Source organism: Pseudoalteromonas sp. 1181_04, assembly GCF_052850545.1.
Genome location: NZ_VXCS01000012.1, coordinates 44,560 through 70,538 on the forward strand (window position 1 = coordinate 44,560; position 25,979 = coordinate 70,538).

General features: G+C 38.7%; 16 protein-coding genes and 1 pseudogene. 2 read left to right on the top strand and 15 right to left on the bottom strand.

From position 1 onward, the window contains the following. Nucleotides 1–4: 4 nt before the first annotated feature. From FW757_RS11420 to FW757_RS11470, 11 genes and pseudogenes are all read right to left on the bottom strand, one after another. Nucleotides 5–2,272, bottom strand: a complete 2,268-nt coding sequence (locus tag FW757_RS11420; RefSeq protein WP_182830687.1) for an ATP-binding protein — start codon at nucleotides 2,270–2,272, stop codon at nucleotides 5–7. 9 nt (nucleotides 2,273–2,281) lie between these two features. Beyond that, the gene (locus FW757_RS11425) at nucleotides 2,282–3,550 is read right to left on the bottom strand and encodes an ABC transporter substrate-binding protein (protein WP_182717811.1); all 1,269 of its coding nucleotides are present in this window, start codon (nucleotides 3,548–3,550) and stop codon (nucleotides 2,282–2,284) included. Between the two features lie 107 nt (nucleotides 3,551–3,657). Beyond that, nucleotides 3,658–4,578 carry a GGDEF domain-containing response regulator gene (locus tag FW757_RS11430; RefSeq protein ID WP_182717810.1) on the bottom strand — a complete coding sequence of 307 codons (921 nt, stop codon included), beginning with the start codon at nucleotides 4,576–4,578 and terminating at the stop codon, nucleotides 3,658–3,660. Next, nucleotides 4,569–6,683, bottom strand: coding sequence for an EAL domain-containing response regulator (locus tag FW757_RS11435; RefSeq protein ID WP_182717809.1), 2,115 nt, complete (start codon nucleotides 6,681–6,683; stop codon nucleotides 4,569–4,571). The genes FW757_RS11430 and FW757_RS11435 overlap by 10 nt, the downstream gene beginning before the upstream one ends. A gap of 529 nt (nucleotides 6,684–7,212) precedes the next feature. Continuing rightward, nucleotides 7,213–7,839 (bottom strand): YceI family protein, encoded by a 627-nt coding sequence (locus FW757_RS11440; RefSeq protein WP_259400107.1) that lies wholly within the window; start codon nucleotides 7,837–7,839, stop codon nucleotides 7,213–7,215. Between the two features lie 458 nt (nucleotides 7,840–8,297). Continuing rightward, on the bottom strand, nucleotides 8,298–9,251 hold the full coding sequence (locus FW757_RS11445; protein WP_182717807.1) for a S66 family peptidase: 954 nt from the start codon (nucleotides 9,249–9,251) through the stop codon (nucleotides 8,298–8,300). Nucleotides 9,252–9,472: 221 nt separating this feature from the next. Then, nucleotides 9,473–9,880 carry a hypothetical protein gene (locus FW757_RS11450; RefSeq protein ID WP_182830684.1) on the bottom strand — a complete coding sequence of 136 codons (408 nt, stop codon included), beginning with the start codon at nucleotides 9,878–9,880 and terminating at the stop codon, nucleotides 9,473–9,475. A 303-nt stretch (nucleotides 9,881–10,183) separates the two neighbouring features. After that, nucleotides 10,184–10,432 (bottom strand): hypothetical protein, encoded by a 249-nt coding sequence (locus FW757_RS11455; RefSeq protein WP_446441230.1) that lies wholly within the window; start codon nucleotides 10,430–10,432, stop codon nucleotides 10,184–10,186. A 542-nt stretch (nucleotides 10,433–10,974) separates the two neighbouring features. After that, complete coding sequence (locus FW757_RS11460; protein ID WP_182739575.1) at nucleotides 10,975–11,397, bottom strand: DUF2262 domain-containing protein; 423 nt, start codon at nucleotides 11,395–11,397, stop codon at nucleotides 10,975–10,977. Nucleotides 11,398–11,689: 292 nt separating this feature from the next. Next, nucleotides 11,690–12,314: pseudogene (locus FW757_RS11465) on the bottom strand (hypothetical protein). Nucleotides 12,315–12,525: 211 nt separating this feature from the next. Next, nucleotides 12,526–13,245 carry a YwqG family protein gene (locus FW757_RS11470; protein ID WP_182739574.1) on the bottom strand — a complete coding sequence of 240 codons (720 nt, stop codon included), beginning with the start codon at nucleotides 13,243–13,245 and terminating at the stop codon, nucleotides 12,526–12,528. Between the two features lie 686 nt (nucleotides 13,246–13,931). On the opposite strand from FW757_RS11470, the gene FW757_RS11475 reads away from it, so the two are divergent. Next, nucleotides 13,932–14,489 carry a TMEM165/GDT1 family protein gene (locus FW757_RS11475; protein ID WP_145236272.1) on the top strand — a complete coding sequence of 186 codons (558 nt, stop codon included), beginning with the start codon at nucleotides 13,932–13,934 and terminating at the stop codon, nucleotides 14,487–14,489. Between the two features lie 13 nt (nucleotides 14,490–14,502). On the opposite strand, the gene FW757_RS11480 is transcribed toward FW757_RS11475, so the two are convergent. The 3 genes from FW757_RS11480 to FW757_RS11490 form a co-directional block, all read right to left on the bottom strand. Beyond that, nucleotides 14,503–15,696 (bottom strand): PepSY-associated TM helix domain-containing protein, encoded by a 1,194-nt coding sequence (locus FW757_RS11480; protein WP_182830683.1) that lies wholly within the window; start codon nucleotides 15,694–15,696, stop codon nucleotides 14,503–14,505. A gap of 17 nt (nucleotides 15,697–15,713) precedes the next feature. Next, nucleotides 15,714–17,870, bottom strand: coding sequence for a TonB-dependent siderophore receptor (locus FW757_RS11485; protein WP_404699620.1), 2,157 nt, complete (start codon nucleotides 17,868–17,870; stop codon nucleotides 15,714–15,716). Between the two features lie 99 nt (nucleotides 17,871–17,969). After that, nucleotides 17,970–18,533, bottom strand: coding sequence for an isochorismatase family protein (locus FW757_RS11490; RefSeq protein ID WP_182830698.1), 564 nt, complete (start codon nucleotides 18,531–18,533; stop codon nucleotides 17,970–17,972). A gap of 237 nt (nucleotides 18,534–18,770) precedes the next feature. On the opposite strand from FW757_RS11490, the gene FW757_RS11495 reads away from it, so the two are divergent. Continuing rightward, nucleotides 18,771–23,219 (top strand): EAL domain-containing protein, encoded by a 4,449-nt coding sequence (locus FW757_RS11495; protein ID WP_259399252.1) that lies wholly within the window; start codon nucleotides 18,771–18,773, stop codon nucleotides 23,217–23,219. Here FW757_RS11495 and FW757_RS11500 read toward each other — a convergent pair. Beyond that, nucleotides 23,216–25,939 carry an ATP-binding protein gene (locus FW757_RS11500; RefSeq protein ID WP_310736254.1) on the bottom strand — a complete coding sequence of 908 codons (2,724 nt, stop codon included), beginning with the start codon at nucleotides 25,937–25,939 and terminating at the stop codon, nucleotides 23,216–23,218. The genes FW757_RS11495 and FW757_RS11500 overlap by 4 nt on opposite strands. Between the last annotated feature and the right edge of the window lie 40 nt (nucleotides 25,940–25,979).

Here is a 25,979-nt window from a genome sequence, read left to right on the forward strand (position 1 = left end):
GTTACTAATGCTTAGTTAGGGGATTACACCACTTTAATAGTACCGCTCTTAAACACTCATAACTTATTGGTTTGCCGATAAAATCATCCATACCAGATTCAAAACAACGCTGCTTATCGCTACCTAGTACATTTGCAGTTAAAGCTATTATCGGTGTTGTTAAAAAAGCTGGCATCGTTCTAATTTTAAGTGTTGCTTGAGGCCCATCAAGAACAGGCATTTGCATATCCATAAAAATAATATCAAATGCACACATTTCGCACTGTGCAATCGCCTGCTCACCATCACCGGCTATATTGATACAAGTGATATTAAACTCTTTCAAAAGCGCTTCAATAACAATTTGATTAATCTCATTGTCCTCAACAACTAATACGTTTAAGTTAGACAGATCAATCTCTTGCGGTGCTGGTAATTTAGTATTTTCATGTTGTCGACTCGCTTGTTTATCACCCCTTTGAGTCTTTAATTCAAAATAAAAAAGCGAGCCTTTACCAAGCTCACTTTCTACCTTTAAAGGTGCATCCATAAGCGCTAATAACTTACTGGTAATAGCTAAACCGAGGCCTGTTCCGCCAAATCGGCGTGTAATCGAGGTATCGGCCTGTGAAAAAGCTTCAAAGAGTGTCTCAATATGCTCGTGTGATATACCTATACCAGTGTCCGACACACCAAACGACAATATAAGCTCATTATTCGCCTCTTTCTGAACATTTACATTTAATGCAACACTTCCTCTTTCAGTAAATTTAATGGCATTGCCTAACAAATTTATAAGTACTTGCTTTATGCGTGTTTCATCTCCTGCAAAAATAATATTCTCTTCGTCTGTCGGCGATGAAACAAAAAGCTGCACTTGTTTTGCATTTGCTTGTTCACTAAATAGTAGCTTTAACTCATCTAGCATTTTATGTAAATCGATTGATTGGTTTTCAAGCTCAACTTTTGCGGCTTCAATTTTACTCAAATCGAGAATATCATTGATGATAACTAGCAGGCTGGCGCCTGAAGACTGAATAATCTCTAACATTCTTGCTTGTTTATCTGTCAAAGAGGTATTGCCAAGCTGTCGCGCCATCCCCAAAATTCCATTCATAGGAGTGCGGATCTCATGACTCATATTTGCCAAAAATTCAGATTTGACCTTAGAAGTATGTTCCGCTGCTTTTTTTGCAGAAATAAAGTCTTTACTTAACGCCCTGAAACGATTTGCAGCACCCGCTAACAAACCGATTTCATCTTTGCGTGTTAAATCGTGAATGGGCGCCGATAGGTCACCATTAAGAAAGCTTTGAAAACTTTTGGTCAATAGTTTAATAGCATGTGCTATATGAAAGTGAAAAAATAACGCTAGTCCAATGATATACAAGATAGCGCCTACTCCGAGTAGCTGTAAAACATACTCTGTTTTTGAAATACTAACTGAGCCGGTTTCTTTTATTGTAATTAAACGTGACAGTGACTGCTCTCTAAGTGTATTTGCTAATGCACTAAACTCAATGGCATCACCCGCCATAACAACATTAACTAGACTTAAATAGTTACGATTTGCTTGGACGCTTTTAGTAAAAGCTTGCTGGTAATCTACAGCTAACTGAACTGTTGGGTTTTCGATCCTGTTTTGCTGCTTTTGCAAAGCTAATTTGGAGCTTGAGAGACTTTGCAGCGCCTTAATGACTTGTTGACGCTTAGAATAGTCCTTTTTAGTTAAATAAAGCTGCGCATTGTGGTGTAATGTGTGCCATATATTTATATTTTGCGTAATTAACAACTTATCTTTTAAATCTGCGGTCAGTTGTAGTAAGCCTGTTAAATGGGCAACAGCGCCTAAATAAATACGTGGCAGCTCTGTATCTATCAATGCTGTTTTTATATTATAGCGCTTTTTTAGCACGCTTAGATTATCACCATACCTAAGCACGAGTTCAGACATGGCATCGATATAAATTTTATCGTCAACTTCATTATTTTTTTTATCTATTGCTTTTAAACGCTGGTCAATACTTTGGTAGTTCTGTTCAATCTTAGCAAATACCGCATCACTCCCTGATGCGCCATAGACCGAAATATCACGTTGCATTTCAACAATATCTTTGTTTATTCGTAAAATACCAATGGCATGACTACTAATATCCGTAATATTATTTACCGATGTATCAATTGCTTCTAAGCGTTTATCCATGACGATGTAGCTGATACTGAGTGTAATTACCACCAGTGCTAACGCTAATGTCATTTTCGCTGCAATAGAACGCGATATTAAATGTACCAAACGACGTCCTTAAGCATTAAGTAGTTCATACCATTTATCTAAACTATAATCGTAATTTTGCATTACGGTATTCCACACAGCTATATTTGAAAAACGTTTAATATAACTTCCACCATCGCGAGTCTGGCCAGCTTGTACAGAAATTTTACCATCCGTTCCAATCAGCTCAGTGGTTGCTTCTTTTCCCTCGTACCAATAATCCCACTCAGGCTTAGACATTAACGGCTGGCTACGCTGTGGGTTAGATATATAGTAACCTTGTCGAGCAATAAAGGCTCCAGGATAACCAGATAGCCACCAATTCATATATTCATAAGCCGCATCTTTTACATGCCCCGAGGTATTAGCAGATAAACACATAACACCATGCCAAGCACGATACCCTTCCTTCGGGGATGCATTGACAACAGGGATACCTTGGCCTCTACAGGCACTCACACCCGGTGAAAACATACTTTGGATATTAACGCGCTTTGTCTTCATAAAATCCACTGACTGCGGTACTGATGTCCAGAAACCAGAAAAGTGGCCTTGCCTTTTTTTCGATAATAAAATTGCAAACAATTTATCTAATTCGCCAATGCTCATGTTGCCAATGTCGTTAAATGTCATCAGACCTTGGCCCTGAGCAGCAAGCGCAGCATCAAATATGCCTATTGTTGGTGCATTAACAAGGGCCACTTTTCCTTTATTTTTATCATCCAGCAACCAAGACCAAGACTCAGTTTCATAGGCTTGCCCCTTTTCGATGTAATCTGTGTTATAGCCAAATGAGTCAACATTGTGGACATATGGCATAAAGCTTATTTTTTTTGTAGGTGTACTTGCTAATGAGCCATCATTTTGAACAAATAAAATTTTGTTTGGTGCATCACCTGCCCCTAGTTTGGCCGAGGGGGTTATTTTACCTATTTTAGTAAGGTCATTTATTTCATTCCAGTAGACAAGCCTATCGACGTCTATTGGTTGAATAGCACCGGCTTGCCATAGGATATTTATTGAGTCTGACCACTGTTCATAAAGGTCAAAAGAAGTTGGATCCGCAGCAGCTTTTTGTAAAACAGCTGCACTACCCATAGGTATAAATTGTAAATTTATACCTAGCTCTCGCATTGCTCGCTGCCGAAGCTCTTCTTGCAATGTAACGTGAGTGCCCATGACGCGCAAAGTTGTTACTTTTTTAGCAAATACATAAGGCGCTTTGAATGCGAGTGTTGATACAGCGGCCCCGGCACCAACTGTACGCAGGAAGTGTCTACGATCAGGTGAATAACTCATTATTATTTATCCAATACCAATGTCCCTAAGAGAAAAAGTATAGACTAAACAATAAAAAAAACAGCAAATTAGATCTCATAATTAATTAAAACTACTAAGGAGCCAAATTAAACAACCTGTAATTTATAGCAATTACGGCCATCTCGCTTGGCGCAATATAGTCCTTCGTCAGCCAATGAGATCAACTCATTAAGCTCCATTGTGCCCTGTTTCTCATACGTTACTCCGCCAATACTAACAGTAACGTGCCCAATGGATGATTGACTATGCTCAATATTTGACTCATTAAGTTGTAGAATTATTTGTTTGCATACGTGCGACATCCCTTCAATGTCGGTATAAGGCAGCACAATCAGAAACTCCTCACCTCCAAATCTAATCGCTACGTCATGAGGCCTTTTTAAACTATTGGCAAACACATCGGCAATTTGTTTTAAACAAATATCACCTTGAAGGTGACCATAATGGTCGTTATAAAGTTTAAAATGATCAATATCGGTCATTAACACACTAAACGGCTTTTTTTCACGCTCTGATTGTTTCAGCGCATTACTGACTTCCTTGTCTAGATAGTGCCGATTATAAAGTCCTGTAAGAGAATCTTTATAAGTCAACTTCATCAACACTTCTAAGCGCAGCTTATTCTCTACGTGATTTGTAGTTCGATGTATAAGCGTTGAGGCAATTACTGGTTTATCAATAAAATCTGCTGCACCAGCTTCCCAACAAGCATTCTGAGAATCAGTATCATAAGTTGCAGTAATAAATACAATAGGAACGTGCGCAAACAATATATCCTGTTTTAACGCTCTGCATACATCTAAGCCACTGATGTCTGGCAAATTTACATCAAGTAAAATGAGATCTGGGATATTGGATTTGCAATAATCTAACGCTTGTAAGCCCATAGCTAGTGTTTCGACTTCAAAGTAATCTTCCATGATAGCCTGTAGTGAAAAGCGAATTATTTCATCATCATCAACTATTAATATTTTACATTGCGTTAATGGCTTAAGAGCTAGGTGCATATATTTCCTTTATTTTTGGCTTGAGTAAGCACGTCCATCATCTCTAAAAAGGGCATTGGTTTACCAAGTAAGTATCCCTGACCAATGGCACAGCCTAGAGATTGTAGCTTATCTCTTTGTTGGCTTGTTTCAATACCTTCCGCCACGATCTGTAGGCTTAATGAATTAGCCAAGTCGATAATTGCAGTAACAATATCAAGCGATTGAGAGTCACTAATCATATCACGCACAAAAGACTGATCAATCTTCAGCACATCAAGAGGAAATAGTCTCAAATATGACAGACTAGAATACCCCGTGCCAAAATCATCAAGCGCAAGGCTAACCCCCATATCAGCGATCGCCTGTAATTGCTTTATCGTTTGTTCGAAATTATCAATCAGTGCTGATTCGGTTACCTCCAGCTCTAAATAACGACTTGGTAGCTTAGTTTTTTCTAATATCGATGCAACCGTATCAACCAGCGAAATACCAGTGAATTGTTTAGCTGAAATATTAACAGCGACTTTCTTTGGGTATCCTGCATCAAGCCACTTTTTAGCATCAATACAACTTTGCTCCAAAACTTGTTCACCTAAACGGTAAATTAGTCCTGATTCTTCGGCATATTCAATAAAATTAAGTGGAGATATAAATTCTCCAGTGTCATCTTTTAGCCTCACTAATCCTTCAGCACCAATAACGTCGTGAGTCACTAAGTCATATTTTGGCTGATAAAGCACAACAAGATCATTGTTATCTAGCGCGTTGCGTAAGCAATTACCCACTTTTAAACGCTTAGTCATTTCAACTTGGAGATCATTACTAAAATAATAATAGCTATTAGCGCCTTCTTGTTTTGCTTTATACATTGCTGAATCTGCATGACGAAGCATTTCCTCTACACTTGATGCATCATCAGGATACACACTTATCCCCAAGCTTGCTGAAAGGACATGTTGCTCATCAGCTAATCTGAAAGGTTTAGCGATGACATCTAGCACTTGACTAATAAGCGGTTCAAGACCGAATGTGTCTTTTTCATAGGGAACAACAAGTGCAAATTCATCGCCGCCCACTCTTGCAACAGTAATATCATTACATGCAAATTTATCAAGGCTATGACCTATATGGGCAATTATTTCATCACCAATATGATGTCCTAAAGCATCATTTATGTACTTAAATTTATCTAAGTCAAGAAGCATCAGGCTCACTTTAGTATTATTAAATGAGGCTCTAGCTATTCCTTGAGTTAACCTGTCATGAAGCAATACGCGATTGGGTAATGCAGTTAGTTGGTCGTGATGAGATAAATAAGTCATTTGAACTGACATAGCAAGGACTTCGCTAACATCTTGAAAAACCATTACTGCACCACGCTTATTACCATCCTTATCTAATATTGGAGCCGCACTATCTTCGACTCGGTGCAGCATACCTTGCCGGCTAATTAACTGCGTGTTTATAGCCATAGCAACAGGACGATTTTCCTTCAGAGCAACTGATAAAGGATTCATAGAAGGTATTTTTGTTGAGGCATCTCTAAGTATCATTACTTCTTCAATATGTCGCCCTCTAGCCGCAATTTGTGACCAACCGGTTAGACGTTGCGCTACTGGATTTAGGTAAGTTATACACGCATGCTCATCAGTAGAAATAACACCATCAGCAATAGAGTCTAACGTGATCCGTAAGTGCTCTTTTTCAGCAGCCAAAGCTGCTTTAGTGCGCTGAATGGTTTTTTCTTGAATTCGAATTTTTGTATGGTTTTCAACCCTCATTCGACATAAAGTTAAATTCAAAGGTTTAGATATGAAATCAATCGCTCCCAATGAAAGCGCTTTTTGCTCGATGTCAGGATCATTATGAGAAGTGATGATCAAAACGCGTAAATCACCAAGATGAGGTCTTTTTTGTATTTCTAGTAATATGTCAAATCCACTAACATTGGGCATTTCTAGATCGAGTAAAAGTATATCTGGTATAAACTCTTCAATAAGAGCGATGGCATCCTCACTTTTATTACATGAACAAATAAACCCAACATCGTCCAGAACATGCTCTAGTTGCAAGGTGTTGATCTCTTCATCATCTATAACGAGAATTTTACAAAGCTCTGCCATTTAAACGCTCTCCATAATCTAATTTGCCTATAATTAAAGATAGTCCTAATCTCTATGAAAAGCGATACAGCCCAGTTTTAATATATATTGAATTATCATCCACATAAGTGGAAACAACTCAAATCACTATATAATCCTAAAGAGGGTTGGAATAAAAATAAGCCTGTAGGACAAAGGTTGCTTCTCAAACTTCAACAAATATGAGCTATTCGAATACAACTAGAACTATTTTATAAAGTAAGAGATCTGGCGCTTTTTAACCTCGCTATCGATAGTAAACCAAGAGGGGGGAGGTGAGTAAATGACATCGCACATGGTAAAACAATCCAATCAAGGCCTATTGTTGCTCAGAAAAAGACAGGTATGTGGCACAAGTAAAGTCGACCAAAATGGAAACACATGCTAAAAATATTTAGCCCGTATTTCGCTTTTTAGACAAACTTCACAAAAGTGCCCTAGCGGTCATTCAGGGATTATATTCTATCTGAAAATGTCACTGATTGACGATTTAGTAGCTATCACTTACTTCTTATTGCTTACCAACATTAATAAATTCCGCATAAACTTCTAAGTCAATTTGATCCCCAACAATCGGTATATAACTGTCCATGCCAAAGTCAGAACGTTTGATTTGACCGACCGCGCTAAAACCAATGGTGTATTTTCCTGTAATCCAGTTGTCTGCTCCACCGTGAAATGTGGCTTTAAACGTCACAGGTTTGGTAACACCTCTAAGAGTTAAATCACCTGAGAAATTAAAACTGTTATCAGATATAACTGTAACAGTGTTGCTAGTAAATGATGCCTGAGCAAAGCGCTCACTGTTAAACCAAGTGTCATTTTGTAAGGTTTCTGCTAAGTCAGCATTATTAATATCAATAGAGCTAATATCCACCACTGCGTTTAATGACGCGGCAGTCATGTTATTAGGATCAAAGTTGAGTTGTGCATCAAATTTATTAAAACGCCCTACATAGGTTGATAACCCTAAATGTTGGATTTTAAATATTAATGCAGCATGTTGACTGTCTAGCTGATATTCGCCCGCTTGAAGCGCTATCAACTCAGATTTAACAGTTGGTGCAATCCAACTCACACAACTTGTCAGTAACAGCGCAGCACACATAACTGAGACCGAATGTATAAATGTTCGCATTGTATTCTTTGACGCTGAGTTCATAGTAGTTAAGCCATTAGTGATGTGTTGAGTGTAGGTAAAATAAAACGTCATTTTTCATAAAATCAAAATATATAATGCCTTATATTTTCCATTTTAACCTCTCTTTTATATTCATGATGGAGTGAAGCCGCCTATTTTTCGTCTATTAATCAATCGTTTTTACATAACTTGAGTTACGGGGTTTGAGCGAATGAAATTTAACCCTTTGGTATAATTGATGATTAATTATTAGCGTTTTGAAGCGTCCGTTATCTCAACAAACCTGCAATCGATGCGAAAACCCTCGAATGTTTACTTCTCGATCAAAGCCGAACTACTCAAAATTGCAATGAGCAGTCAGTCAAGCAAGGGCGATGCAATCCCTTTACTCTTAATATTAAACCCGCAACCATTAATTATTATGAAATTGAGCTAATTACTCGAGTATTCTTTACCTAATGTTTTTCTATTGTTATTTGTTTACGACTTTTCGTATCTATCTTCACAAGTCCACCAATAGGAAAGCATATATGGGGTGTTGTATGTCCAAAGTTTAAGTTATAAAGCACGGGAATTGACTCTAACTCTTGTTTAGATTGTATAATCTTTTTAAGTAAGTCTTCAGATACTTCTGACTTTAATTGAAATTTCCCAATGACTATTCCTTTAACTCTGTCGAAATGTTTTTGGTGAATTAATGATTGCAGATCTCTGTCAAAATTTGAAGGGGATGTTAACTCGTCATCTTCAAGAAATAGTACAGAATTTGTTAAGTCAGGCATAAATTCAGTTCCTTGAAGCAGATTTAAAGTACAAAGGTTGCCTCCAAGTATTTTTCCTTCAGCTTTACCATGATTTAAAACTTTTATGCCATTGTCTTTATAAAAGCTTCTTTTTTCCTGATCTAAAAACCATGAATCATCACTCCATTGTTCGGGGTTTATAACTTCATAAGGATCACTTGAGAATAAACACTTTTTAATATAATTTATTGAAAAATCAATACCTTTAAGCATCCCCAAAGTTGAATATGCAGGCCCTGAGTAAGTTATTAGTCCGGTTTTATGAAATAAGGCATTTGATAAAGCTGTAGTATCAGAATACCCACATATAATTTTTGGATTTTTTTTAACAATATTATAGTCAATATACTTTAGTAATTGATTTACATTATCGCCCCCGATAACAGTAAAGATAGCTTTTACCTTTTTATCTAGGAATGCTTCATGTAAATCTTCAATTCTTTCTTTTATAGATGAAGACGAAAAATCATCTATCGACTCACAGTTTTTTGAAAATGACAATTTGAGGCCAAGCTCTTCAAACCTTGTGTTTGCTATTTCTCGCGTCTCTTGGTCAATAATTGATAAACTTCTTGAAGGCGCAATTATCCTAACTTCATCATTCATTTTTAACTTATTGGGTATTATCAATTTACCTCCTACAAGATACTCTAAACAGCATGCACATCAAAATTGAGCGAACTTCACAGCTTTCAATAAATAGTTCCTAACTCAATACTTTCGGCTTGTCGCTCCTAGCCGCAATATGTGGCGCAGAAAAGCTTGGCTAAAATTAGGAACGAAGTGACGCGGGCTAAGCTTTTTGCGTCCCTTTCATTATTGCTTTGTTATGTGTCATCGCCACATTTGTTTGAGTTAGCTTTAATTCTTGGCATTTGAATTTGTAAAAGTATAAAAACAGGAACTAAGGGTGCAAAAGCAAGCCAAGATAGATTAAGCACAACCCAAAAATAGCTAAACCAGCACATAACCGCAATAAGCGAGAATACTTTGAGTAGTTTGGGAAATATAATGATATCGACCATTGCGACCATTATACCACCATAAAACAATGCTCCAACTAACACAAAAGAGGGATGAGGAACTTCAATTATTTCACCCTGAAACCAATAGAAAAATTCATATCCATAACTGAATAATAAAGGTGACATGATTGTAAATGCTACAAAGACACCCCAAGAATCATTTCTGTGGTATTTAGCGTATTTATTATTTTTTTCTTGAAGTGTTTCCATATCTACCATGACACATAACGCCAACTTACGGAGTCATGTTGCAGCTTTTTGTTATGTGATTGAGCGTAATTTATGATGAATTTCATTTAATACTTCACTCCCCATTGTTTTGGTAACGAGCTCATTCAATTCACCACTTAGAAACTCTTGCCATGAAACTATCTTACATCCCGAGCAATGAGCATACCTTCCATATGCCGATATCACCGTATAATTATCCATGATTGAGGTTTCATATAATTCCCCCCCTGGATTATCGACTCTCCAACACTCAATAGCTTTAGGCGGAATATAATTCATAGTTTAAAGTGATTCTTTCACAATTTTCTGCCACTCACTAAATGACTCTGCTTCCCAATTGTTGCCAGGCTTTAAACCTTCTGGGGCGTATTCTTTCGGCTTGCCGCCAAACCAATTAAACCACTTAGAAAGACTACCGTCTAGTATCTGGACTAGTGGTACATCAAATTCTTTGATATAGAATCTGGAGCCTTCAGGAAAATCATTTTTACTTGGCAAGTTCATATTATGGCTCCCGAAGATCTCCAACATAACGAGCCTGTAGAATTACTCGCTTTTATTTTATTTTGATTAATGCTTCAACCATAGCCTAGTTCCTATTTTGATTCAATCGACAACTGACTTTCACATAAAATATAAAGGAGGATTTGCTGTTGCTTTAATTGGCGTTTTGGAAGGTATTACAGGTGCTTAATGGCTTATTTTAAGATGTAAGGGCTTACCTTTATTAATGCATCGTATTTTACGCTGCTAATATTAGCCTTCAAGTTAGTTCTCATTTACTTCTCTTTCTCTGCTCTTTGTGCAAAAAATATTTAATTGAATTATTCACAAAGAGGTTCAGAAACGCTGCGCTTTAGAAGAATATAAGCAAATGCAGTGCTAATAATGTAAATATTATTGCGTAGCGCTCCTTATATGTGTTTGCCGTAAGCTACTTGCTTAACAGCCGCATCGACAGACGAAGTAAACAAATTTGTTTATTGATTTAGAGTTGACCGCCATTATATAAAACGGTCAAAAAGACTACTAGTGCCTATTGATAGTGTTAAGGCTCATATGTGTTAAACGTTTTACCCATACATTTGCAAATATTCAAAGTTCTCACTATCAAAGATTTGTGGAATTAATGAATGGCCTCCAAACATGTTATTTTCGCTGTAGAAAAAATCAACGCTATCAGAGGATAAGAAATTTACTCCATCCAATCGCAGGTTTTTATCGAACTCCATGGCTGTCAGTATTGGTTCATCATCTTCCCGCCAGTCTTCATTGTACGATTGCAGGCTGTTTTCTATTATGTAGCCTCTGGCTTTCTTGTCGTATGCATCCAAAGAAGAAAGAATCCTTTTGGCCAGAGTAATCGTGTCTTCTAACTTCTCTCCATCTGGATCAACATGAATGCGAACTTCATCTCCTTTAAAATTGAAACTACCTTTGTAGGTACCTTCAATTCTTTCATCCATTTCTAGATTATCTAACGCTTTCTCGTACATAACTCTCTCTGACGTTTAACTAGCCTGTAGAATAACTCGTTTTTAATTTATTTTTATTAATGTATCAACCATAGCCGAGTTCCTATTTTGATTCAATGAAACTAAACAAGACAGTCACTCTAATTGAACAAACACAGCCGTTACAATAAAATTACTTTTTAGGTTAAGAATTTATCTTTTACTACAGGGTTACTTTTACTTCATCCATTAAATAAGTCATTAGCATTCTTAAACCTAAATTACATGCATAAAATGACATCAGTTTTTAACTTTTTACTGAGTAATTCAAGCGCTATGCCAGTAGTTTTTTACAATTACTGATATTTGCACGCCGCTTCCGATTTAAGTTTTCACCGTAACGTTATTGTGAAGACAGCCTGCCTACTGCGCCGTGAAATACGCGCGTAAATTACGTGGTGAGTTCTAACCAGTTTTCTGGAGAAATATTGACTCTTTCTAGTAAAGGTAAGTGTGTACTTTTAATATACCCTCGCTTGCTTTACCATATACAACGTCCTGTTAGCTCAACGAATTCAAGCTACGATTTAAGCTCAAACGGTAACCCTTTTGGCATGATTTGACGTGGTATACCTGCAAAGCGAAGTAGTTGTTTTGGTTGCTTACCATCTTTGGCGCATGTTAAACGTTTTTTAACACTAATATGGCCTGACTCTTCAGGTGTTTTTACCATCTTAGCTCTAATCGGATTTAAATAAACATATGCCATGCAGGCTGCTAATGCTGCTTCATCAAGTAGTGCTTGTGACCTAAATCCCCCCTCCCCCTCTGCGGTGCCCGTAGGATTGACCGGTAAAGTGGTCTTCGCCACATAAAAATGCACGCCGTACGCAACGTGAAATACAGTGATAATATTTTGTATCAACCAAACTTACTTGACGCTTTCTTGCGATTTCAATAAGACACCCTGCTCATTTTTTGCACTTAATAAAACTTAGTACTTCGTTTCACAAAATACAAAATTAAACTGGATGTCTTTGTTATTTTTTCCTTGTTATTTTTAAACACGGATAACGGTTTACACTCGCTTTAAACAAAAATAGTCACTTCAGAGCAATCCAAAAAGCCTATTTTATAACAGTATTAATAAGGTGGACTTTAATTATGCGGCTACCCAGCATCGGTCTTCAGGCAGCTGAAGTCGGCATTTTTAAGCTTTTCTTTCTCAATAAATACCATAAGCTTATCCCCATCATGCCAACACCAGCCAAGCCCATCGTGAGATGCCAGAGTGAGCAGCGGAAGCCATTCATCACCAGGGGTCGGGTCATAAGCAAGCGAACAAAATGACGGATAGCCCAGCATGTAGTTCTCGCGATGGCCTATTAGATAAGGCAGTTCATACAAAAGATTAGTATCGAAAGGCCAGTCACTGCGTAACTCTTCATGTTTGGGGATTTCCAGCCCGGTTTCCAAACGGATTAACTTTGCCTCCTGCGGTACAGCTGCTTGCTCAAACATAACTAAATCATTAATATCCGGATAATAGTAAGCGATCACATATCCTTCAGCACCCCAGAAAATTTCACCGTCGTGATCATAAGCATAGAAGAGTGATAGCAAACCGGATTTGGGCAGCGGCTCAGGACAATCGAGGATTTCAGAAAAATTAATCTGGCCTAAAAACCGGTATTCGCCAACGTTATGTTCTGGCCAGACAAAGTCCTTTGCAACCAGAGGATTACCGCCAAACCGACTCCCAGAGTCACTGGCGACACCATCTAAAAACAAAATATCAACGCTGGATTTACTGATCGAATCCAAATAAGCCTTATGAGGGGAAAAATCTTCATCAGTGCTAATAAAGTCTTCCAAAATTTTAGGGTTCAAACAACTCTCCTTTTATAACGCAAACACAACCGGCGTTCATTCCGTGTCTATGTATATGTTCAACGGGTTATTAACTTAACCCACTATCCAAACCCTTGAAGGGCTTTTGTTTATCTAACGAGCCTGTAGAATTATTCGCTTTTATTTTATTTTGATTAATGCTTCAACCATAGCCTAGTTCCTATTTTGATTCAATCGACAACTGACTTTCACATAAAATGCTAAATTTATATTTCAGATGCTCAACCCTCTCACACTTAGAGTAAGAGGATTATCATCTTTAAAAATTAATTGTGATGCCAATAGATGGTAAAGGCATATCAGGGAACTGGTAGTCTTTTTCAAACTCGCTGTAGTCTTGATTGTATTCTAGCTCCTGTACTGCGCGTGAAGCATACGTTTATATTCAATTACAGGGTTCACCCTCAGCCGCACCACAAAACCTGTTGTTGTACCTTTACTCTAAAAAAGAAATGTGGCAAAGTGCGCACTTCTCGGGGGAGTAGCCTGCTTGATGCCTTTTAACTTAAAGCGCAGCAAGTAAACTTATCAACATAATTGCACCTCATGTGCATGGTAAGTTTGTAATGTAGCAAGCATTATCGGCAAGACCTGGGTAAACACTATCCTCATGGCGGGAGATAGGCGTTTACCTTGGTTTAATGTTCCCGCCTTATAGAAGTAAAATGGATACATTTATCACATCAACCGTCACCGTTGCTTTAGCTGAAATAGGCGATAAAACGCAACTTTTATCCCTGTTGTTAGCTGCCCGCTTTGCCAATAAACCTGCACTTATTTTAGGTATTTTAGTCGCTACTATTATCAATCATGGTTTGTCTGCATGGTTGGGCGATTATTTATCGCAAAGCTTTACCTCTTCGTACCTGCCTTGGATTGTGAACGGCTGTTTTATTGTCGTTGGCTTATGGCTACTGATCCCAGATAAAGATGAAGAAGTAAGCAATAAATACGATCAATACGGGGCTTTTTTAGTTGCCTTGGTGCTGTTTTTCATTGCCGAAATTGGCGATAAAACCCAAATAGCAACAGTATTGCTTGGCGCTCAGTATCAATCAGTGTTGTGGGTAACCATAGGAACCACTGTAGGTATGTTACTTGCCAATGTGCCGGTTATTTATGCTGGCAATGCCTTGCTAAAACGTATTCCAATGGCAAAAGTAAGAATGCTTGCTGCAATAGTGTTTGTTGCTTTGGGTTGTTACGGCCTAGTTACTAGCTAACTTTATCTGCACGTTACAGCACCGGCGAATATAGTTTTGCTGGTGCTTGGCGTACACTAAATGTTTGCGTTGTGAGAAGTAGCGAACAACATACTAATAAAACACTAACTGCACCCATGATACCAAACCATTGCAATAATGAAGGCTGCTTACGCTTTACTCTCAGCCAATTCATATACAATCCAGCCATACATATACAGGTCATAAAAAAACCAAATACAGCCCAAATTAACTTCGTACCTAGCCCTGCAAAGTTGCCAAAATGCAAAGGATCGGCGGTATCTTTAATGCGCGCGACAATAGGTAAATCTGCGGCTTTTTGAATTGCCAGTACATCTGCTGAAGCTGGATCTAAATACACTTTATTAGCTCGTAAACGTACTAAAATGTCATCATTATCGCCCAGTACCAAAACCGGTTTATTTGCTTTGCTTGGGTATTGTATAGCGCGAATATGTAAACTTGGAAACGCTGATTGCGCCGCGTTTACCATGGCACTTATCGCTGGCGGATGCGCGACATCAGTTTGTAGATCCGTAACCTCTGCGGGGGGGGTTATATAATGGTCAATTTTGGCTGTTTGTAAGGTGTGTTCAACTAAGTACCACACGCCAGTAATAGCCATGACCACAATAAACCAGTAACTCCAAAGCCCCAGTAATTTATGCCAATCAGCCCAGCTGCTACGATTGGTTGTTTTTAATTGCCGTGGCTTTTTTAAAAAATGTCGCCACCACTGGCGATAAACAATCGGACTAGTAACCACTAAAATAACCAAGAGAATGGCTAAACTCGTGACGATCAACTTACCTGTCCAACCCATCGATAGATTCATGTGCCAGTTACGTAAAAAGCGCGATACTCGCCCCCACTGACCTTCGCCAAGCCATTGCCCCGTCGCACCATCAACATACACAAACAAAAACTGTTGCTGCCACTTAAGCGACACTTCGGTTGCTAAGTAAGGTTGCTGATGGCGCAATATGCTAATGATTTGGCTGCCAGGATAACGCTGGGCAAGTGTATTCTCAATTGCAGCAAAGTCAGTATTAGGGGAATGCGAGAGAGCACGAAATTTACTATCACTAAGATATTCAATTTCGTGGCTCAAGGTTGCCAACGTGCCAGATAAACACGTTATCAATAACAAGCTGCCAACCAAGAGCCCTGCCCAAGCATGTAAGTTAAACCACTGCTTTGCTTTCATAGTACGAAATTGTCAGTTTAGAATGTGTACTTAGCCGACAAATAGACGCGGCGTGGTTCCCCCGGGAAATGCCCAGCACGAGTTATAAAGCCACTTGATGCATACTCTTTATCAAACACGTTTTTAACTGAGAGCTGCCAAACCCATTGTTGATATTCAGTCTTCCAAGCCATGTTATAAACGGTATACGGCTGTACTTTATCACCGTCTAAACTGACTTGTTCATCAACATAATCAAGACCTGCCGCGATTGATGAGTGCAACTGCGGTAACTCATAACGCGTCCACAACCCTGCGGTATTTTGTGGCGCATTGGCAAATTTATCGCTGCCTTTTGCTTGCGCGGAAAATTTTTCACTTTGCTCAACAATACGCGTGTCGTTGTATGCGTAACTTGCTGTGATCACTAAACGTTCGGTGACATCGCCAACAATCTCAAGTTCAAAGCCTCGGCTGTCAACTTCGCCTAACGCTTCCATTTGATCAACGCCGGTGTCTGATAACTCAGTGCTGGCTTGTAAAATATTGTTACGGATAATGCGGTACGTTGCCATATTCACAGCCAACGAGTCATCAAGTAACTTAGTACGTAAACCAAGTTCACGAATATTGCTGTGCTCTGGTTTAAATGGCCCGCCTACATCTTGATTTTGATTACTGGCCGATTGTGGCATAAAGCCTGTGCCATACAGCGCATAAGGGAAAAAGGTATCGTTTAAGTTATAACTTGTGCCAATACGATACGTCACATCGCTGTCTGAAAACTCGGTGTTATTAAGCACATCGGTGTCTTCAAAACGATCGTACCGTAAGCCAACCGTAACATTCCATTTATCGGTAACATCAACTTGGTCTTGTGCATACAGGCCAATACGTGTTGACTCAGTACTTGCTAAACGCGGTGTTACGTTTGCTAAATCATAATCATCTTTTGAAGTCAGTCCATACACAGGATTTAATATTGAGATCCCTGGCACTGGGCCGCCTTTGCTGGCTTGTACAGCTGTTCTATATGCAGATTCAAACTCATGCTTATACCAATCTACACCCACCAGCATCACATGTTGCATAGCGGCAAGCTCAGTGTCAGCAATTAAATTGGCAGTAAAACTAAGCCCGGTATTTTCGCGTTGTTGATCACGAAATTCGCGCTCGCTCCAATCCAGTACTCCATCGCCATCTGTGTCACTTAGTCCACGCGGCTCATGATAGTTTTGATTGGCATCGTTACTAAAATAACGCGCAGTGATATCACTGCGAAATACCTCATTAAATTGGTGCTGAAAACTTGCTTGAAACACGTCAGCAATAACGGTTTGATAATCCGTTGCTTCATTATGATTCCAGCTTATGTCGGCAATAAAGTTACCGTTTTTATCCACTGGCACGCCACGTAATCTAGCGCCGCCTAAATCTTGATCAACATGGGTATATTGCAATACCAGATTAGTGTCGTTATTAAAATCAAAACGATAGCCTAAATCAATAATAGTATTATCTTCGCTGGTATTTTCACGAAATGGTTTATCTGAATCTTTATAAACACCAACACGGTAGGCTTGGGTCTGTGCGTCATTGGCACTGCCCGTTGATTCGACTGCGGCACTAAAAAAATCATCATTACCCAGTTCAACTGCAACGGTTGTTTTACTATCATAGCTGGGCTTTTTGGTCATATAATTAATGATCCCGCCAGGGTTACCACTGCCGTACACAGCGCCACTAGGGCCTTTTAAAACAGCCACTTGCTCAATATTAAACAACTGTGGTACCGCAAAACCACTAAATGGGTCACCTTTTACACCATCGTATAAAATTTCATCTTGGCGAAAACCACGAAACGTAACACCTGAGTAACTAAAGCCATTAACACCCGCAATATTGCTGTACAGATCAGTTACTTGACGTGCAGCCTGATCGCTGATTAACGCTTGCGGAATAACCTGGATTGACTGTGGAATTTTCTCTAGCGGCGTATCGGTACGAGTACCAAACGTTGATTCTGTTGGGCGATACAGTGAAAACGCTCGTCCAACGACTGAAATGGTTTCTATGTCGTTTTTTACAACAGTAGACTCATCAGTTGCAGATCCTGCTGCTGTTGTTTGCGCAGCAACGACAACAGGCGTCATGGTAATAGAACTTAGGGCTAATGCTATTAAAGAAGGTTTCATTGATATTTATACAGCAATCAAAATAATTTACGGCATGATAATAAAAACCACTATCATTTACAATGCTGAAGTGAAATTATTCTCTTCTTGTTGCCAAGCTTATTTAACAATCTTTAAAATCTCTTTAAATACAGGTGTGGCTGCCACTTCGGTCCATTGAAAAATCACACTTTCAGCGCAGCTGATCACAGCACCTGCTTGTCTTAGCTGAGCTATAGCTAAATCGCGGTGCAGATCATTACGCGAACTAACCGCATCCATGACTAAAAACATCTGATAACCTTGCGCCAGTAAATCTAAACAAGTTTGTAATACGCATACATGCGCTTCCATACCAACTACAATAATTTGCGGGCGTTTATAGCTAGCAATAAGCTCTAAAAAACCGTCCTCTTTACACGCGCTAAAGTGGGTTTTATCAAAGAACTCAGCTTGCCCAATCTGAGCTTTTAATTGCTGATCAGTTTCGCCAAGCCCTTGTTTATATTGTTCAGTGACTAAAATAGGAATATGCAACAATTGTGCAGCTTTTACTAATTGCACTGTGACCTGTTTTACTTGTTCATAACGAGGCATCGCAGGACTTAATTTGTCTTGAATATCGACAACTAACAGCAGACTTTGCATGGTGTGAGCATTAAATGAATGAGGCAATGTGAACATCCGTGATCTAAACATAACTAACAGCATAAGTGATTTGTTATACAAATGTATATCTTATATAGCTAATTCTTTAATTCAACTGTAAATTGTTATGCTATATTTACTAACGGCTAACAACCACTTTATCTCAGGGGAGCAGTACCTTAAGTGCGATTGAGAAACTTTTTTTTCATCTTATTTAGTATTTTATGCACTTGGTTTAGTGTTAATTCCAGTGCTCAAAGCTATGCTCAGCAATTGCAACGCTTATCCACGGATGAAGGGTTATCACAAGGCCACGTAACTAGCACACTGCAAGATAAACTGGGATTTATTTGGATCGGTACATTACAGGGTTTAAACCGGTTTGATGGCTATGAGGTAAAAATATTCTCTGGTGAATACTCACTGGATCAACTCTCAATTATTGTATTGTTCGAAACACACAACGGCGATATTTTTGTATCAACTGAGTATTCTGGTGCGTTTCTTATAGATCCTGTGACACTCAAAGTTAGTAAAATTTATTCAGGTAAGTTAAACGCTGAAGATAAACACTTTTCTCCTATTTTTGCCATCGCCGAACATCAGCAGCTGTTTTATTACGCCATTAATCAACATGTGTATGCCTTTGATCCACAAAAAAATACCTATACCCATGAGTTTTCAATCAGTAAAGATGATAATTCTGTCCGCGCAATTACTGTTCATAATGACTTTTTGTATATTGCCACCACTGATGGGTTGTACTCTAAATCATTAATTGATGAACATATTACTAAAATACCTTTAGTTGCCAAAGACAAGCTCAATCCAGATAATAACAATATCAAATTTTTATCCATCGACTCGCAGCTTGGTTTACTGGTTGGCACAGTCGAAGGATTTTATTCTATTGCTTTTAATAACAATGAGTTATTAGACTTCAATAACGTAAAAACGCTACTCGCGGAACATAATATTTGGGATTATGTTAATACCCCTTATGGTGAATTTATAGTCACTGAGGATGGCCTTTATCAATACCATCGCCATACTGATCACAATGAGTTTCTTTTACGTTTTGATCAAAGTAAATTTCACATGACCGACAACACTATTTTAGATGTGATGGTTGATAAAACAGGGCTTATGTGGCTTGCCTCGCGCTCGCAAGGCGTTTTTACTTGGTCCACTTTAGCAAGGCGTTTTGGCAATATTCAAATCACCAGTAATGATAAATTGCACAGCAATGTGATCCTTGCTGTTTACCAAGACGATAACGCCGTGTGGCTGGGCACCGATAATGGCCTAGCCAAAATGCGCCTAGATGAGACTACCGAAAAAACTTACTTAGCCAGCGATGACAGCAAAGCGTTTTATGGCCAATTTGCTGTGTATGGTATTGCCTCGGCGCACTTAAATGAGCCAGACCGTTATTTGTGGTTACTGCTCTATGATGGTCTTGCTTTATTTGATAAAAAAACCGAACAAAAAATAGCTCTACCAATGCAAGGCAATACACAAGCCATTCTCGACAGCGGCCCAGGCTATGGATATCATCAAATCACGACTGATACCTTTGCATTTTTTAGCGAGAATGATTATTTCCTGTATGATGGAAACAGTGGTCAGACTAACGTAATTAAAGGTCTCAAAGAGCAGTTAGATCCCGTCAATGTGCACGCTTTTTTAAAACCATTGCCCCATAAACCCGATGACTACTTGATCAGCGTATCTGGCGCGTTATATCGTTATAATGAGTCCAGCCAAAAACTCACCTTGATCTACGAAGTCGAAAATTATAACCCAATAAATTATGTCACTATCGATGATTGGGTGATCGATTATAACAATACCCTTTGGCTTGCCTCTTCCCAAGAAGGACTAATTGGTCTTGACGCCAACAGTTACGAAGTAAAACACCGTATAAACCTCAGTAATGGCATTAAAACGAAAACAATTGTCGCCTTGCAAATCGACCAATTTGGCTTTTTATGGATCAGCAGTAAAAATGGCCTCTATCGACTCGACTTAAGTTCAATGCAATTAAATGCATATACTGTTAAAGATGGCTTAACTGTGAATGAATTTAATATTGACTCACATACTCAGCTAAACGATGGCCGCTTAGCTTTTGGCAGTACCCGTGGCGTGCTAACACTTGCCCCGCAAGACTTTTTATCTGTCCCTAATGATCGTGACAGCACAGTGACTGAAATCACCGATATATCGTTACTCTCCCGTACACTTAATTATCATCCATTGCAATACGCCAACCAGCCTTTACAACTAACTGATGAAGATGTGGGCTTAGAAGTTAGTTTTTCTAACTTTGATTTTCAAAATGTAGATAGAACACGCTATAAGGTGTCATTAACCGGCCCCAATAAATTAAGTTATGACAAGCTAAACAATAATAAAGTTTTTTTTACTAAGCTTCCTGCTGGTGATTATCAACTAACAATCGCAGCATATAACTTAAATGACTCAGGCCTGGGTGATGAAAAAACACTTAACTTTACTGTTGCCTATGCTCCGTGGCGCTCGCCACTTGCAATAAGCCTTTATTTATTACTTACGTTTTTAGTGCTATTTGTTATTTTTTGGCAATACCGCTCCCGTCAGCGCATTATTAAGCATACTCATGATGAAATACTGCAATCACAACAACAAACAGAGCTTGCTTTAAACAGTAGTAAAAGCGGTGTATGGGAAGTTGATATTGCCGCACATTGGATAAAGCAGCAGCGCTTAAAACATGAGCTAGGCTATAAAACTTTGCCACAAAAGTTCAATTTTGACGATTTTTGCGCATTAATACACCCAGATGATAAACGTAAAGTTCTTCATGATTGGCATTTATTCATCACTCAAAAAAATGCTCAACAATGGCAGGTCACGTATCGGCTTCAACATGCTAATGGAAACTGGCTTTGGTATCACGATATCGGTAAAGTGATTGAAACGAACGAGCAAGGCTATCCTACAAGATTAGCTGGAATCTATACCAATATAACCGAACAACGTGCTACAGCACAGCAAGCTGCGGTATTAGGCGAAGCCTTTAGCCAAATAAACGATTGGCTACTTATTTTAGACAGTCAACTGACTCCGTTTTCTGTTAATAATAGCTTTGCAGAAGCCTTTTCTATTCAAACAATCCCAGCAAAGCTTGAACTAAAACGGTTTTTAGCAGCACTGGGGAAAAAACAATATGTCGATTTCATCAATATTCTAAAATCATTACAACCGAAACAAAATTGGCGTGGTGACGCTTATATAAAAACTAAGATAAATCCGTCGCACCCTATTCATATTAGTATTACCGCAGTGGCAAAAGACAGTAATGTAGTGAGTTATTATGTGGTGGTTATTTCTGATTTAACCGAGCAAAAACGCGCTGAAAATGAACTACGCTATCTGGCAAACTATGATCCATTAACTAAGCTACCAAATCGGTCACTAATGTATCAAAAGATATCGCATGCGATAAAAGATGCCGATACACATGCCAGTCTAGTTGCTTTACTGTTTATAGATTTAGATAAATTCAAACCGGTGAATGACTCATTTGGTCATGCGGTTGGCGATCAGCTGTTATGTGATATTACCTATCGAATGAATAGTATGCTTGATAAAAATGCCATTGTTGGGCGTCAAAGCGGTGACGAGTTTTTATTATTAATTAAAAACTTAGACTCGCCACAAAGTTTGAGTAACTTAGTGCGTAGCCTCACTGAAGAACTTGCAAAACGGGTGGTGATCAACGATTTTGCAATTAATATCTCGGCCAGCGTCGGTGTGGCACTCTACCCATTTGATGCCGACACCACCGATGAGCTTATTCGTAATGCCGACATCGCAATGATGCATGCTAAGCAATCGGGCCGCAACGGCTTTAAGTTTTTCACTGAACAAATGAATAACCAAATCACCCAAAAACTACTGCTCGAAAATGCCTTAAAAGATGCCTACAAAGACGATTTATTTTTTAATAATTACCAGCCAATTGTTAATAATAAAAGCAAAAAAATCAAAGGTGTAGAGCTATTAATGCGCTGGCAACACCAAGCAGAATTGATATCACCGGCAGTGTTTATTCCTATTGCAGAAGAAACTGGTTTAATCGATGTACTCACCGAGCAGGCGCTGACCCGTGCACTTGAAGATCTCGCACCATTATTTAAAGCTAACCCACGGTTTTACTTATCGTTAAATCTATCACCTGTGCATATTTTAAAATCTAATTTAACCGAACGCTTATTACTTATTTTAAATCAGCATCATATAAAACCTGTTCAGTTACGTTTAGAGATCACCGAAAACACCTTGCTTGATGACAAAAACAAAGCAGCTAAGCAGCTGCAAGCGCTCAGAAACGCAGGTTTTAAATTATTACTGGATGATTTTGGTACCGGGTATTCGTCTTTAACGTATTTAAGTCAATTTCCAATTGATGTGATTAAAATTGATCAAAGCTTTGTGCGTAATATCGGCCAAGATAGTAATAATGAATCAATCATCAAAACAATCCACACCTTAGCTGAAAACCTAGATCTATATTGTATTGCAGAAGGCGTAGAAACAATTGAGCAAATACGCTTTTTAAACAGTATCGGCTGTGATGACCTTCAAGGCTATTACTTTGCAAAACCAACAACTGCAGAGATTCTCATTAGCGATGCGTATATCCAAGCACTGCTAGAGAAATTGCAAACTACCTAGCTCAATGTATCAGCCCACTTTTTAAGGCATTGAAAAAGTTGGCCGCGATCCACGGGTTTGGCTATAAAATCGTCCATACCCACTTCTAAACAACGTTTTTGGTCGTCTTCAAAAGCATTTGCGGTAATGGCAATAATAATCACAGGACCAAATTGAGCACTGTTGTTACGGATTTCAGCTGTGCACTGATAACCATCCATAATAGGCATTTGGCAATCCATTAAAATAATATCGGCCATATTGTGTTGTAAACACGCCAGTGCTTTTTCACCATCGTTAGCAACTTCTAAGGTGCAATGGGTGTCACTGAGCATTTTTGCAATAACGATTTGATTGATTTGATTATCTTCTACCAGTAATACTTTCAACCCAGTTAAGTCAGGAATGCTTTGCTGTATGTCTACTTCATGAGTAAGTTGCACTACTTCAATAGGAATTGTGATAGTAAAGCAACTGCCTTTACCAATCTCGCTGTGTAATACCAGCTTGCCTCCCATTAACTGAACTATTCGCTTACAAATAGTTAAGCCTAATCCTGTGCCACCATATTGCCGCGTGGTTGAAATATCAGCTTGAGTAAACTCACGAAACAACGATGATTGCTGTTGCCCAGAAATACCAATGCCAGTGTCAGTTACAGCCACAGATAAATGATTATCAGCATAATCAATGTTCATCGTTATACTACCAGTTTTCGTAAATTTCCCTGCATTACTCAACAAGTTATTGACAATTTGGCTTAACCTTAGTGAATCTAACTGCACCACATCGGGTACTGACGGGGCAATATTTAATATAAATTCAACGCCTGGCTGTACGCCAGTATTTGTAAACACCTGTGCTAATTGAGTAAGCAGTTTTCGTACATTAACTATATGAATGTCTAGTTTGACCGCCCCCGCCTCAATTTTCGAAAAGTCTAAAATATCGTTTAAAATCAATAATAGATTTTTAGCGCTTTGCTGGATCATTTGCAATTGTTCGCGGTATTCCAACTTCACGTCATCAGCATTAAGTAAAATATCAGTCAGCCCCATAATACCGTTAAGCGGGGTGCGAATTTCATGACTCATATTCGCTAAAAATTGTGATTTAGCTTTGCTGGCCTGATTTGCAGTTGCCACAGCTTTAACTAATTCATCTGTTTTTTCATTTACTTGATACTCTAGCTCTACATTAAACTGTTTTAAATGCAGATTAAGTGCTGCATTTTCAGTGTTTACTTGTTCTAGATCTTTAAAGTTGCTGGTCAATTTAAATGCTAAAGTAGCAAATTGCTGCTGTAAGCTCAGCACCTCCAGCCACGCATTATTTTGAGTCTGTAAATCACTGATTTCAGTTTTAGGATCAAAGGCATCGATTTGTTCAGTAAGCTCATCTATTGGCCTCACTAACCATCGACTCAACTGGGTGATAAAGATACTGATCAAAATAATCACCACAAGAGTTAGTAATAGTGATTGCCCCCACGCACTTGCCGCCACAAGATTAGCGTATTTCCGTTTTAATAAGCTTGCTACATACCAACCTTGTTGCTGTGATAAATATATTTTTACGTAATATTGTTCGCCATCAATGTCGATGGTCATAATGGCTTGTTGATCACCTTGTAACTGGGTAAATTTATCTTCAGTGAGCTGAGTCAATACCGAATAATGATTAGGTAAGGTGCTAAACACCACGTGTTTTTTGGCATCAAGAATTATCAGTTCACCATCATTATCAAATATGGTTGGCCTAAATTGCAAAAAGGAGCCCAACACTAACGAACCTTCAACCACTCCCTGAAAACGCCCGTTAATATTCACTGGTGCAGAAACACCCACAATGGGTTCATTACCAAATCCTCGGCCCCTAAAAACATTAGAAATATACCCTGTTGGCGAGTCTTTACCGATCGTAAAGTAATCGCGATCGGCAACCGATAAATTGCTGCCTTTTAAGCTTTCTTGCAAACTAAGTGGATTAAATACCTGTGCTATTGCGTTTTCATCCGTAACCATTGATGTAAGAAAGTTAGGGTATAGTGCCATTAACTGACTCAATGCTAACTGTTTATCGACCCCCTGCTCGATGGCTTTTGCAGTTAATACGATGCCACGGCGATAGCCATTTAAATACAGGTCAATTTTTTCAGCAATGTCTTCGGATTTTTCAGCAAGCTGCGCCTTCACTTCATATTCGATACGCGCATAATGATTGTTGGTAAGTACAATGGTGGTTAATAACACCACTAAAATAATGAGGATGCTTACAATGTAATTAAGAATTTTATACAGCGAATTTGGTCGTTTTTGCCACACTTGCTGAATAAAGAAGAAACTGAGTAAATCAATAACGCATAAAACAATGGCTGCATTTAAAAAATACTTAACCAAGGCGGTAATGACCGCCAGTAATGGCAACTCAATGATAAAATAGCCAATGAGTCCCAGCAGCGGAATACCAATTAACAACCAATAAATTATACCGCGAATAAACAGCAGCCGTGCAGTTTTAAAGCTAAAGTGATACAGCCAAAGCACTTCGCCAACAAACACAATTGATGGCCAACAATGCCCCCAACGATAAAAAATAAAAGCCGCACTGATAGTACAAGCAACTAACGCGTAGCGTAAGCCAAATAGCAACAAACAAATTAAAACAAACAGCTGACCAAATAAAAATTCAGAGCTGTCGAGAAACCAAAATGGCAGTAAATTAACAAAACCGGCCAACACGCCTAAAAGTATAGAACAGCTGAATGCAAAATATCGATGC